The 13,395-nt window shown below is 46.9% G+C and carries 7 protein-coding genes and 1 pseudogene; 4 read left to right on the top strand and 4 right to left on the bottom strand.

What is annotated here, in order from left to right:
* Positions 1-116 precede the first annotated feature (116 nt).
* From QUB56_RS17895 to thrS, 3 genes are all read right to left on the bottom strand, one after another.
* Entirely contained in the window at positions 117-3,815 is a 3,699-nt protein-coding gene (locus QUB56_RS17895; protein WP_332956941.1) for a tetratricopeptide repeat protein, read from the bottom strand.
* A 358-nt stretch (positions 3,816-4,173) separates the two neighbouring features.
* Positions 4,174-4,497 (bottom strand): hypothetical protein, encoded by a 324-nt coding sequence (locus QUB56_RS17890; protein ID WP_332956939.1) that lies wholly within the window; start codon positions 4,495-4,497, stop codon positions 4,174-4,176.
* A 182-nt stretch (positions 4,498-4,679) separates the two neighbouring features.
* Complete coding sequence (gene thrS / locus QUB56_RS17885; RefSeq protein ID WP_332956937.1) at positions 4,680-6,509, bottom strand: threonine--tRNA ligase; 1,830 nt, start codon at positions 6,507-6,509, stop codon at positions 4,680-4,682.
* A gap of 833 nt (positions 6,510-7,342) precedes the next feature.
* On the opposite strand from thrS, the gene QUB56_RS17880 reads away from it, so the two are divergent.
* The 4 genes and pseudogenes from QUB56_RS17880 to QUB56_RS37295 all read left to right on the top strand — a co-directional run.
* Positions 7,343-7,672, top strand: a complete 330-nt coding sequence (locus QUB56_RS17880; protein WP_332956936.1) for a DUF2605 domain-containing protein — start codon at positions 7,343-7,345, stop codon at positions 7,670-7,672.
* A 158-nt stretch (positions 7,673-7,830) separates the two neighbouring features.
* A complete protein-coding gene (locus QUB56_RS17875) occupies positions 7,831-8,142 on the top strand; it encodes a DUF2973 domain-containing protein (protein ID WP_332956934.1) in 312 nt (103 codons plus the stop codon).
* Positions 8,143-8,815: 673 nt separating this feature from the next.
* Positions 8,816-10,807 carry a DICT sensory domain-containing protein gene (locus tag QUB56_RS17870; protein ID WP_332956932.1) on the top strand — a complete coding sequence of 664 codons (1,992 nt, stop codon included), beginning with the start codon at positions 8,816-8,818 and terminating at the stop codon, positions 10,805-10,807.
* A gap of 247 nt (positions 10,808-11,054) precedes the next feature.
* Positions 11,055-11,287: pseudogene (locus tag QUB56_RS37295) on the top strand (hypothetical protein); the annotation flags it as partial.
* Positions 11,288-11,459: 172 nt separating this feature from the next.
* Here the strand turns inward: QUB56_RS37295 and QUB56_RS17860 are convergent.
* Positions 11,460-13,271: an Ig-like domain-containing protein gene (locus QUB56_RS17860; RefSeq protein ID WP_332956930.1), complete on the bottom strand. Its 1,812-nt coding sequence runs from the start codon at positions 13,269-13,271 to the stop codon at positions 11,460-11,462.
* Positions 13,272-13,395 lie beyond the last annotated feature (124 nt).

Genomic DNA, 13,395 nt, shown 5'->3' with positions numbered 1-13,395 from the left:
AATTTTTCAAGCCTACAGCCTAAATTTCAACTCCCTAGAGTATTAGAGAGATTTTAAGACCTACCTTGACAGGGCTGGTCTCGCCCCTTAAGTTAATTGTGGAAGGGGAGAGACGCTTACCCTGAAACATTGCCAATCTTTTCCTCAAGTTCGAGAGATTGTTCATAAAGTGCACTCGCCTTTGCTACTTCCCCTTGATTGGCATAAATTCCTGCTAGTTGGTGCAAAGTAGCAGCTTTCCCTCGAACATTGCCAATCTTTTCCTCAAGTTCGAGAGATTGTTCATAAAGTGCACTCGCCTTTGCTACTTCCCCTTGCTTGGAATAAATTCCTGCTAGTTGGTGCAAAGTAGCAGCTTTCCCTCGAACATCCCCAATCTTTTCCTCAAGTTCGAGAGATTGTTCATAAAATGCGATCGCCTTGGCTACTTCCCCTTGCTTGGAATAAATTCCTGCTAGTTGGTGCAAAGTAGCAGCTTTCCCTCGAACATCCCCAATCTTTCCCGTAAGTTCGAGAGATTGTTCATAAAATGCGATCGCCTTTGCTACTTCCCCTTGAGTCGCATAAATTCCTGCTAGTTCGTGCAAAGTAGCAGCTTTCCCTCGAACATCCCCAATCTTTTCGTCAAGTTCGAGAGATTGTTCATAAAGTGCGATCGCCTTGGCTACTTCCCCTCGATTGGCATAAATTATTGCTAGATTGTGCAAAGTAGCAGCTTTCCCTCGAACATCGCCAATCTTTCCCGTAAGTTCGAGAGATTGTTCATAAAGTGCAATCGCCTTGGCTACTTCCCCTCGATCCGCATAAATTCCTGCTAGTTCGTGCAAAGTAGCAGCTTTCCCTTGAACACTGCCAATCTTTTCCTTAAGTTCGAGAGATTGTTCATAAAGTGCGATCGCCTTGGCTACTTCCCCTTGATTGGCATAAATTATTGCTAGATTGTGCAAAGTAGCAGCTTTCCCTTGAACATCGCCAATCTTTTCCTTAAGTTCGAGAGATTGTTCATAAAATGCGATCGCCTTGGCTACTTCCCCTTGATTGGCATAAATTCCTGCTAGTTGGTGCAAAGTAGCAGCTTTCCCTTGAACATCGCCAATCTTTTCGTGAAGTTCGAGAGATTGTTCATAAAATGCGATCGCCTTGGCTACTTCCCCTTGCTTGGCATAAATTATTGCTAGACAGTGCAAAGTAGCAGCTTTCCCTTGAACATTGCCAATCTTTTCCTTAAGTTCGAGAGATTGTTCATAAAGTGCGATCGCCTTGGCTAATTCCCCTTGAGTCGCATAAATTCCTGCTAGATTGTGAAGAATGGCTGCTTTTACTATTTCGTCGGCGGGCGGGCACTCATCTAGTGCTTGTTGGTAATACTTTTTTGCTACATCAGTTTCACCCAATTCAGCTTGAGAACGAGCCAAACTGTGGAAAATGCGATAATCTGGAAAAACTGCTAAAGTCTCCTGACAAGTTTTCACAGCTTCCCGAAATCGACTTTGATTCTTCCACCGACTTGTCAAAACCGCTGCAATTTCTACCGAAATCTTTTCCACCTTTCCCAGCATCGCCAACCGATGAATTTCTAACGCCTGTTCCTCGGTAGAATATTCCGCTTCCTCCAACCAGAGACGATACAAAACCTCAGCCGCTTCTCGATGCAAACCTTCGCTATCCTCCGGCAAATTCAGCGACAAAATCCGGGGTACTCGCAGCGATGAATCTGGACTGACTTCTAACAAACCCAAGGCTATGGCGCGGTTGATATTTTTCTCAAGATCGACAATACTGGTACACACCGCCGCGATCGCTTCCCTCGGTACCGGTAACTGATAAACTAATGCCAACTCCAGCATATTTGTCAATTCAGGTGATAGCTGCTTCAACAATTCCTGATTCAAAATATCTTCGCGAAACTCCGCAGTTGTCTTCTCGATTTGTTCCAAAATCGCAGTTACATCAAGTTGTTCAGCTAGCAACACCAAATTCAAACGTTCCAACAACCGAGGATTTCCATCTGCCAAATTCTGTGCTGGCGATTTCAATTTTTCATCCACCTTAGATCCTGGCGCAAAAGCCTCAAGCTGACTGCATTTTTTCTGCAAATCTGCGCCTTTAAAACCATCCAAAGACTGCTTGTAGAAATCCCGCAACAGCCGCGAATCAAAATCGTAACGACAAGTGAGAATTAAACGGTGAGGCGCATCAGTTTCTTGAATTGCCCAAACCAAAGCCTCTAAAATCCTTGCAATGTCCGGCAGTAACACATAATCGCCACTATTTGGTCGCGATTCTAAATTATTTTCAAAATCATCCAAAACCAACAGAAACGGCTTCCCCTTCCCGCCCGAACCCTTTTTATCCGAAAACTCTGCCATTTCTTCCAAAGCCCAAAATAGGTCGCGCAAGCGATATTTCAACTCCTCATCATCTCGCTGCAAAGCTTCTCGCTGCAACTTCAGTAACTTGTCGCCCAACTTACTCAGCAAACTTGCTTCATCAACTTTTCCCGACCAAACAATCTTGTCAAATTCCGTCAATCTGTCGCACAATCTAGAAGCCAAACTACTCTTACCCAAACCTCCCATACCGTGAATCAAAACACCCACTTGATCGGAGGGAAACTTTAATGCTTTCAAACAGTTTTGAATTTGCCTGCGCCGTCCCACAAAAGCTTCGCGAGTTGGGACTTTTACCTGCTGCCCCGCAGCATCCAAAAACTGCTCTGTAACCGTCGGTTTCGGTGCGCGTTTCCGCCCGCGAGTGTTCACAGTCGTAACCAAATCGATCGGCATATTTCCCGCTACATAAAGCCGCAACAAATGCCAATCTCGCGCCTCCTGAGTAATTAAAGCTTGATAAGTCTCGCCCAAAGCCTCCGTCAATTGGTAGCCTGCCGCCAAACTCTTATATAGCGCTGCTGCGGCCGCCGTCGCATCCTCCTCTCTCACCTTTTTGCCCCAACCCAAAACAGCTTTAGCGCCGAAACTCAGCAACTCTTCAGCCAAGGAAGGAATCAACCCGGATTTGCCACGCTGTCCCGTCCGACAACCCGACAAAAATAGTAGTTTAGGAAGACGAGATTTAAATGAATTAGCGATATCTTGACCGCTAGCTAGATATTTTTGACCAGTCTCTGTTTCGGTATAAAAACGCGGTTCACCGCTATCATTAATAGTACCATGACCTGTCAAATGGAAAACGTCAAAATATCCCTTGTCATGACTATCAATTAAATATCCCAATTCGGTCAAACAGCCACTTTCTTCAACTATTAGCGCTAAATCTTGTCTCGCATCCTTTGTGGCTTTCAGAATCAATCCTTCTTCCTTCTCAAAATCCAGCACAGGTTCTACATCCAGCGGCGAAGCTGCCATAAATAAGAGATTCAGCGCTCTATTTTCCGGCGGGGCTTCATCAACTGACAACTTTTTAATGCTGTCCGAAGACATCCAGCGAACCGGCAGAATGGGCAGGGGTTTTGCTACCAAAAAACTCTGGCCATCGTGCAGCACTTCCCAAGGCAAATGAGCGAGTCTTTCTGCCGTAGCGATGGCTAAAATAATGCTTTCTCTACCCAACTCTGCAATTTTCCGAGAAAACAGGCGTTCCGTGCCATCAAGCCAGTCAAATAAACGTTTTCCCGCCACAGGATAGGGTTCTGGTATAGCCACATAATAGTCTCGTTCGGCAGATGTAATCAAATCGGCAATTTCTGTCAGACACAGCCGCCTCGATTCATAATGATTGGGATTGTCTAAAAAATAGCGAAATTCAACATAATTATCTTGAACACTTTTGAGGTCTAGGTGTAGGATTTTCATATTTATAAGTCTTATTTTGAATAAGCTTAAAGGTAAATACCATTTTGTTTTTCTTGTTGGCGGGTATTTTCCCCTCTGGTTCGGATATCTCTACCTCCCGATTACTAAAAATCAACCAAAGAAACCGGGTTTTTGAGCAAATCTGCCAGTTACAGCGAAGTATTTTCCGAAAAACCCGGTTTCTGATACCAATTTAATGTGAAGTTGCACATATCTCGATCCCCCTAAATCCCCCTTAAGAAGGGGGACTTTGATCGCAATCTTGTCCCCCCCTTATTAAGGGGGGCTAGGGGGGATCGGATTCTATGCAGCCTCATAAAAAATTGGTATAACCACCCGTGGATAAGTCCTAAAAGGTTTATTCGTCCAGGATTTGCTTAATTTGCTCAATCGTGGCATTTTCCAACAGCAACCGCCGTCCGCGCCTACCAACAATCAAAACTTTCTCAATCTTTTTGCCAGACTCGCCTTTTCTATATTCTTGATACCACTTGCGAATTTGTTCTGCTATTGCTACAGTTGCGCCAACAACAGCCACAATAGCGCCAATAGTTGCTAAAGTTCCCTCTTTCTCATTATCCCCGGTTGTTTCCCAATTTCCCGACAAGCCAGAAATCGCAAACAGTTCCTCTGTAGCAGCAACTGCATCTCGTCCTTCGACGCTGATTTGAATATCTGCCATTACTTTTTATTGCCACTCTACGTCATCTAATTATATCTCAGCAATTTATAGGCGGGCGATATTGGCGCTACATTCCCTATAGACAAATCCCTGACTTCCTAACCGCAGATAAACGCAAATAAACGCAGATAAATCCAAATTACCATCTGCGTTAATCCGCGTGCATCTGCGGTTAAAATAACCTAAAAATCGCCGTAACTACTAATAGCCCCCTGCAACCTCCCAATCACTTCATCAACCGAAATCGCCCCCAACTCCCCAGAAGCCCGAGTCCGAATATTCAAACTATTCGCCTCAACCTCCTTCGCACCCACAACACCCATCACCGGAATTTTATCCTTCTCAGCATTGCGAATCAACTTACCCAAACGCTCGCTATCCTCATCAGCCTCAGCGCGAATATTAAGCGCCTTCATCTTCGCCGCCACTTCCTTCGCAAACGGCAAAAACTCCGCGCTAACAGGCAACAACCGCACCTGAATCGGCGCCAACCACAGCGGAAAATCCCCCGCATACTGCTCGATCAAAATCCCGATCAAGCGTTCCAAAGAACCGAAAGGAGCGCGGTGAATCATCACCGGGCGCTTGCGAGTCCCGTCTTCAGCCACGTATTCCAAATCAAAACGTTCAGGCAAATTGTAATCAACCTGAACAGTTCCTAATTGCCATTCTCTATCCAAGACATCTTGGAAAATGAAATCGAGTTTCGGCCCGTAAAAAGCCGCCTCCCCAATTCCCTCAAAATAATTCATTCCCAAAGTTTCCACCGCGCGGCGGATTGCACCTTGAGCCTTTTCCCAAGCTTCATCGGAACCGATGTACTTCTCCAAATTGTTCGGATCGCGGAAACTCAAACGCGCCTTAAAGTTTTTCAGTTGCAGACTCTTGAAGACTGACAGAATCAAATCCACCACATTCAAGAATTCCTGGTCCAACTGTTCCGGCGTGACAAATAAGTGGGAATCATCCACCGTAAAGCCGCGCACCCGCGTTAAACCGCCCAATTCTCCCGATTGTTCGTAGCGGTAAACCGTGCCAAATTCCGCTAAGCGCATCGGCAATTCTCGATAGGAACGCAATTCGCTTTTGTAAATTTGAATGTGAAAAGGGCAATTCATGGGTTTCATCACAAAACCCTGTTCCTTTGCTGCCGATTCCTCATCTTCTGCCATCAGCGGAAACATATCTTCTTTGTATTTCTGCCAGTGACCGGAGATTTTGAACAAATCGACTCGGGCAATGTGGGGAGTCACTACTTGCAAATAGCCGCGCTTGATTTGTTCTTGTTTCAAGTAATCTTCTAAAATACTTCTCAAAACAGTACCTTTCGGCGTCCACAAAGGCAAACCGGGGCCCACCGGATCGGCAAAAATAAACAAGCCTAATTCTTTGCCAAGTTTGCGGTGATCGCGCCTGAGGGCTTCTTCTTTGCGGTGTTTGTATGCTGCTAATTGTTCGGGGGTTTCCCAAGCAGTGCCGTAAATGCGCTGTAACTGAGCTTTGGTTTCGTCGCCGCGCCAGTACGCGCCTGCTAGGCTTTCTAGTTCGATCGCCTTTGGATTCAACTCACTGGTATTTTCAACGTGAGGTCCGGCGCACAAATCCCACCATTCCTCGGCCACATGGTAAATAGTAATCGGTTCGATCAAACCTTCTAAAATTTCTAATTTGTAAGGTTCGTTAATCTCCTTAATTCTGCGTTCCGCTTCCTCGCGGCTGACTTCTTCCCGAATTACAGGCAATTTACGGTTGATGATTTTGATCATCTCTTTTTTAATGGCTTTTAAATCCTGTTCCGTAAAAGGTTCGGGAGTGTCAAAGTCATAATAGAAACCGTTTTCAATCCAAGGGCCGATGGTTACTTGGGCCTTGGGAAATAACTTCTGCACCGCCATCGCCATAACGTGGGAGGTGGTGTGGCGAATTTTTTTTAGTGATTCCGACTCACTCGTGCGGGGCAACTCAATTTTAACGGACTCTTCTGGAGCGGACATGGATTCTGAGCTAGACATCGGCTGAATTAGCAATTAATTTAGTTGCAGTTGCTTCTATCTTACTCAGATTGGGACCGCAAGCGCCGACTTCCGGCTGGGGGACACTCCGGTTCATTGCAGCAAGGGCCCGTCAATCGATTTTAGATTTTAGATTTTAGATTTTAGATTGAAGCATTGACCCCACGGATAAATTCTCTGGGCAAGTTTCATCGGATACAGGTTTTTTATTTCTGGACGGATGAATTCGGGGGCTTGTATCCTGGATGCTTTCGGTCAATCGATTTTAGATTTTAGATTTTAGATTTTCGATTGAAGCATTGACCCCACGGATAAATACGTTAGGCAAGTTTCATCGGATACAGGTTTTTTATTTCACCGGTCCTGAGTCTGCTTTCCGAATGAATCCGGGGGCTTGTATCCTGGATGCTTTCGGTAAGGGTTGCGACGTTTAGTGCGTCCCGCACTCCAGCTCTCAGAAACCCGGTTTTTTAAAGTATTGCCTGAAAATACCCGGTTTCTCATCGCCCGTGATATTGTTTCCGGTTGCATCGGAATGATATAGAGGACACGGCACTGCCGTGTCCCTACCCCCATTAATTGTAGGGACACGGCACTGCCGTGTCCTGACTGTGAGTAATATTAATTCCGATGCTACCGGAGTTGATATGAGAGCGCGAACTAATTTTTTGGCAGAATTTTGGGATTTCGACTCAAAAATGGCTGCTGACATCGTTAAATTTATTCACACCCACCTGCTAATTGTTGTTAAATTCTTGAAATATTGTTAAAAATATGTTACAGATTGTAAAGACCGTTTAAGACTATAATGATAAATAACCCAACTTTGATCCATGCTTAATTCCAACTTGCCCGAATCAGAATTGCTCAAAGCGATACTGGAACCGCTGTTAGAGGATTTCAATTACTGGTTTGAGCGATCGACAAAGCTCTTAGAAACTGAGGAAATTCCCTTTCTGAGCGACGAAGATCAATCAGACTTGCTGGCGCGAGTCAAACAGGCTCAGCAAGAAGTAGGCGCGGCTAAAGCTCTATTTCAAGCAACGGTAGGTCAAGTTGGGATTGAAACCGCAGCACTTATGCCGTGGCACAGACTGCTCGCCGAATGCTGGCAAGTATCGGCCCGCTTTCGCTCGTTGCAGTCAGCTCCCCCTGGAAAATAAAGAAGCGAGTTAAAGTTAAAGTTGCCATCAAATCCCAAACATCAGGAAATGTGGCGGCTGACTTGACAACCTGAAACAGATTTCCAGTTAATAAGTTATTACTTGCTGAAACACTTTTGTAAATTGCTGTGTGGCTGTTTAGCCCGGAGGAGAAAATAATGTTGCACCTGCTTTATATTTTAGCTTTTACCGTTCTTGCCTTTGTGGCAGTCGGTAACTTGATCCGCAGTCTAGTCACCGTGGGTATCGAGTCTCAGCGCCCTCAACAATTCAGACAAAATAATCGCTACGCATCCTATCCTCGCTCTCAATCTGTACCGCATCCAGAACTTTTAGACGAACACGGAAACATTGTCAATGAGCCGCTGTTAGTGATGCGTTCGCTAACTGTCCAAGACGCCCGCGAACAATTAGATGCTCTCTACAAATCATCTCCGGGCGGCAACGACGAAGGGGGCGAACTAGCCTGATACAACCACAGCCGCAGCATTTATACTCAGGCGCGATGCTTCAAAAAAAAATATAGGACTTACCCGCTAGGTGTCCGAAACCCTTTTTCTTCATAGCTTTTGGTGAAAATCGTTTTCGCTGGCAGTCGGAATAATAATTTTCCGTGCAGTGCGAGATTAAGATATGGCGATGATGCTCGCGGACTCGGTATCCTTGTGAGCTAACCAGATGGGATATAAGTCCTCCAAATAATTGGCTGTTAGTTAAAAACTAACAGCCAATTATTTGTGATTTTTGAAAGTTTAATTGCCGATCAGCCCGATCGATCGCCAAAAACCGAGCCAAAAACCGATACTGATGGCACTGATATCAAATAGCTCAAGAATAGTATAATGCAAGAGATCCGCAAGCGGTGCCTAACAAGTCTGAATGGTGAGAGTGCTAACGCCCGAATCGAAGCCTGAATAGATGAGTTGGCGTCAAAACCTAGAGGTAAAAACAGGTGACTTTGGGATGAACTCAAGGTCTTGGAGGCATACCTCTGCTTAGATTCGTCTAAATGATATGGCTAGCATGATATGACTTAAACAGTCGTGTTATGAAGCATAAATGTATCACATACTGAGAAGGACTCGCTCTAAACTTCCTATAGATCCTGTTTTGTCATCGGCAAAAATGCACGTTTAAGGCTAGATGATCGTCCCTATTTCACTACTGGCAGAACTTCTGCAAGCTTTGCCCCAACTGCGGGCACAAATTTATTTCAAATCTTCCATGACAGCCCTGTCTCACGCGATGGAAGACTTGGTTTTGGCGGGTTCCGACGAACCGCTAGTCATTGCCAGCTTTCAGCGAGAGCGCTTCTACCGCCAGGAAGCTCACCGCTACCGACGAATTGCCTCGCGCTCCTCTCAGGTATACGTGCTGGCAGCACCGGAAACTGAGTTTAAAAATGGTTCGGAGTGTCACGAAACTGTGGCGTTTGCACCGGAGGACGGATTAAGTAAAGAGTGGCACTTAGTGGTGCTCGGGCAAGAATACTCAACTTGCCTGATTTGTCAAGAAAAAATTGTGCCGCTCGAAAACCAGGACGATCGCGGGCCGCTGGTGATGGATCAATCTCGCAGATTTGAAGGAATTTGGACTTTTGACCGCGAGGTAAGCTGCAAGGCGGCGGCATTGTTGCTGGATAAAATTGTCAATTATCGCCCGGAATTGGCCGAAAAGATCGATCGAGCCAGAACTACCTACAATCTGATCCAAACACCGAAAAAAACGCGGAGATCCGCCGCGAACAAAGCCGCCAAAGGCGACAAAACTGCGCCAAAAGACTCAAAAATTCCCACTCCCAAATTGAGCGACGCTTTTGCCCAACGCTTAGTCACCTACTTGCAAGCCGGCCAGCACAAACTGCTCAAAGCATACGCCGCCATCGCCGCCCAGGAACGCAAAGAACGCCTCGTAAACTTAATTACAACGGCAATGCGACAGTCTCTCAACCCGCAAGAAATCGTCGAAGTCGCAGTGCAAGAACTGGGAAATGCCCTGTCAGCAAGCCGGTGTTTAATTTATCGATGCAAGCCTGCAGATATTGCCGTCAAAATCGATGGCGAGTTTTTGCGTCCGGGTGTTCGTTCTCTAGTAAATCAGACTTGGCTTTTGCAGGAAAATCAAATATGGAGGGATGCGGTGGCGCGGCAAGAGCGAGTTTACATCCAAGATACAGCACAACACCCCCTGATTGTCAATACAAAATACCTGAGGGAATCTGTAAAAAAGTGGGAAATTGTCTCTTGGTTAATGGTGCCAGTGCTTTATCAGGGGCGGGTTTTGGGCATGGTGGAAATGCACCAGTGCCGATCGACTGTGGCTTGGGAAGAAGACGAAATTGCGTTAGTAGAGGCGATCGCAACCCAACTCGGAGCAGCCTTAATTCAAGCCGAAACCTACGCTCATTTAGAAGAACTCAACCAACAATTAGAAGCATTAGACCGCACTCGCAGCAATCTAATTGCCATCACCGGCCACGAACTCCGGACTCCGCTTTCTACGATTCAAGTGTGTCTAGAAAGTTTGAACTCCGAACCTGATATGCCCGCAGAATTGCGGCAAATTATGTTAGAAACTGCCCTCGGTGATGCCGATAGAATGCGGAAACTCGTGCAGGATTTCTTAACTCTTTCTCACTTAGAAAGCGGGCGAGTCCAATGGAATGTAGAATCGCTGACGCTGCAAGAATGCGTGGATTTGGCCCTCAGCAGCGTGCGATCGCGCGGCGGAGTCGATCGACAGTTACCAGAAATTATCGCCGAAGTGTCCGCAGAATTGCCTTTAGTACAAGCAGACGGAGAGTGGTTGGTGGAGGTGCTCTCCAAACTGCTAGACAACGCTTGCAAATTCACAAAACCCCAGGGAAGCGTGACCATAAGAGCGTTCTTCAACGGTTCTCAGATGGTGGAAGTGCTTGTAGCCGATACGGGGAGGGGAATCGAGGCGAATAGTTTAAAAGTAGTGTTCGATCGATTTTATCAAGAAGAAGGAGCTTTGCGCCGCAGCACCGGGGGTACTGGTTTGGGATTGGCAATTTGCAAACAGATTGTTGCCGGCTGGGGAGGTAAAATTTGGGTAGATTCGCCTGGAAAAGATAGAGGGAGTGAATTTCACTTTACTATTCCCACTGTTTAGATCGATGATATCAAACTTACCCAAGATGGTCAATCGATTTTAGATTTTAGATTTGAGATTTGAGATTTACCCCACGGATAAATGCTCTTTCTTGAGGATTTTAGATTTGCGATTTGGGATTGATTCCACGGATAAATCACGTGGCGGGTACCACCTTTGAAATTCGCTTGTCAATAAATTTTTAGCAAAGCTTCCAAGGGTCAGAAGATCCAGTTCTGAGTACATTGGGAAATAGAGTTGATGCGGGAAATGCCTAAAGATGCACCTAAAATTAGACAGGATAATTACCAAAAATCAAAACGGAATTGAGAGCCAAATTTAGACGATTTTGATAGCTTATCTGTCACTGAATTTGAGATAAATATCAGCGGATTGGGGGAAAATTTGTTAGATAAATTCCGATATCTTCAAGCATCGGCATTAATATTACCCACAGCTTTCGAGACGGCAGTGCGGTGTCCCTACAATGAATCGCGGTAGGGAAACGGCACTGCCGTGTCCTCTATATCATAAGGAGTGCAACCGGAATTGATATGATTCCTGTTGTTTTAAGCGCCTTTGATTAAATACGCTTTATGGACGAAAATGCGATCGCATTTTCGATGAAAAGAAAATGCGATCGCATCACCAATCACCCAAAAGGGCTGTAATCCTAAATCGTCTTGAAATCAGCCAATGTGAGGGTAGTGGTATTAATACCCGTCAGCGTTGCCAGGATTTTATTGGTGCTGGTAACAATGATGTTGCTGCCAGAGAAGGACAGTTGACCAAAGGTCAAACCGCCGGACAGACCAATGTAATCGACTCCATCGTTAAAGTCGATAATCGTATCGGTGCCGTCTAGGGCGGCGAAGATGAAAGTATCAGAACCACTGCCACCGGTTAAGATGTCGTTGCCAGTACCGCCTTTGAGGTGATCTGCGCCGTTACCGCCCTTGAGGGTATCATTGCCAGCATAGCCATTGAGGGTGTCTTGGCCGTTGCCGCCAGAGAGGCTATCATTGCCTGCTGTGCCGTTGAGCAAGTCGTCGTTATTACCACCAGAGAGGTTAATCCCCACGGCAACGGTGACATTACCAATATCGGTGAGGCTACCATCGCTGAGGGTGTAGTTAAAGCTGCCATTACCACTGAATCCAGTAGTTGGGGTAAAGACAATAAAATCATCTGCGGTGTTGCTGGGTGTGCCGTTATTATTCAGCACGGCAGTACCGTTAGTAGCACCGCTGACACCAGTGATGCTGAGGGGGTCGCCATCGACATCGGTATCATTGGCTAGTAGGGTAGTAACTGGGATGTTGACGCGAGTACCAAAGAATGTGGAAGCACTGTCATCAACAGCAACGGGGGCTTGATTAGTAGGAGGTACTTGTGTGCCGTAAACATCATCGTTATTAGTCAGAGTCCCCGCATCATTCGCCGCACTGTTGCCACTGAAGGTAGAGGAACCTGTGAAACTGACAGTGCCAAGGGTAGTCGGCATTCCCTGGTTGTTGCCGTTAGTATTAGTGGTGGACTGCATGATGAAAATTGCCCCACCGAAGCCTTGACCTGAGTTAATACCTGTGCCGCCATTCGCCGTGTTGTTGGTAAAGCTGGTGTTGTTGAGGGTTAAAGAGCCTGTGCGGACAAAAATACCACCCCCTAGTCCAGCACCGCCGCCGCCGCCGTTGCCGCCGTTGCCGCCGCCGAAGCTAGCTGACGGGCCGTTGCCCGCACCGCCGCCGCCGCCGTAGCCGCCGTTGCCGGCACCAAAGCCGTAGAAGCCGCCGCGACCGCCGCCGCCGCCAAAGCCGCCGTTGCCGCCGCCGCCGAAGCCGCCAATCCTGCCGCCGCCGCCGCCGCCGAAGCCGCCGCCACCACCGGGGTTGCCGCCGCCGCCGAAGCCACCGTTAGCACCGCCGCCGTAGTTGCCGTTACCGCCGTAGCCACCGTTGTCGTCAGTGCTACCAGCAAACAGCCCGCCGCCCCCGGCACCGCCAGCATCGCCAAACATACCGCCGCCACCAACACTCCGTCCACTAACATTGCCACTACCGCCTTGGGCAGCGTTATTAGTAAAGCCGACATTGGTGAGGGTAACATTGCCATCCGAGATAAACAAGCCGCCGCCCATGCCAGCGCCGCCGCCGCCTGGATTACTATCTCCGCCTTTAGCCCGTCCGTTGGTGATGGTTAAGTTAGAAATACCGACGGTTCCCGACAGAATGAATAATGAGCGCACGTCGCCATTGTCGTTGATGCCGTTGTTATTAGCATCGCCGCTAATACTGTGGTTGTTGCCCACAATAGTGATGTTGCTGTTGACCAGCGTCTTTACTACCCCAGTGAAACGGACATCATTATTAATGGTAATGGTGTCATCCCCTGGGAGTTGGTTGGCTTGGAGGATTGCATAACTGAGGGTGCCTGCGGTTAAGCCAGTGCCGTCATCAGTAGTTTGGTTAACGGTGAAGTTTGTCATTTGATTTTTTCCCTGTTGTGTTGTTTGAGTGAGTGAAACTTTCATCCCTTAACAAGGGAAACTAGGATTTAACCGTTGGGTCTATTGGCTGTGCAACAATCAAATTCGCCAAACTATTGCTAGG

The sequence above is a fragment of the Microcoleus sp. AR_TQ3_B6 genome (assembly GCF_036702785.1).
In the GTDB taxonomy this organism is placed as follows: Bacteria; Cyanobacteriota; Cyanobacteriia; order Cyanobacteriales; family Microcoleaceae; genus Microcoleus.
This window is presented reverse-complemented; position numbering and strand designations above follow the sequence as displayed.

Coding starts and splice junctions, on each gene's coding strand:
- QUB56_RS17875 (WP_332956934.1), top strand. CDS start 7,831: ATGTTGCACCTGCTTTATATTTTAGCTTTTACCGTTCTTGCCTTTGTG.
- QUB56_RS17860 (WP_332956930.1), bottom strand. CDS start 13,271: ATGACAAACTTCACCGTTAACCAAACTACTGATGACGGCACTGGCTTA.
- QUB56_RS17870 (WP_332956932.1), top strand. CDS start 8,816: ATGATCGTCCCTATTTCACTACTGGCAGAACTTCTGCAAGCTTTGCCC.
- QUB56_RS17890 (WP_332956939.1), bottom strand. CDS start 4,497: ATGGCAGATATTCAAATCAGCGTCGAAGGACGAGATGCAGTTGCTGCT.
- QUB56_RS17895 (WP_332956941.1), bottom strand. CDS start 3,815: ATGAAAATCCTACACCTAGACCTCAAAAGTGTTCAAGATAATTATGTT.
- QUB56_RS17880 (WP_332956936.1), top strand. CDS start 7,343: ATGCTTAATTCCAACTTGCCCGAATCAGAATTGCTCAAAGCGATACTG.
- thrS (WP_332956937.1), bottom strand. CDS start 6,509: ATGTCTAGCTCAGAATCCATGTCCGCTCCAGAAGAGTCCGTTAAAATT.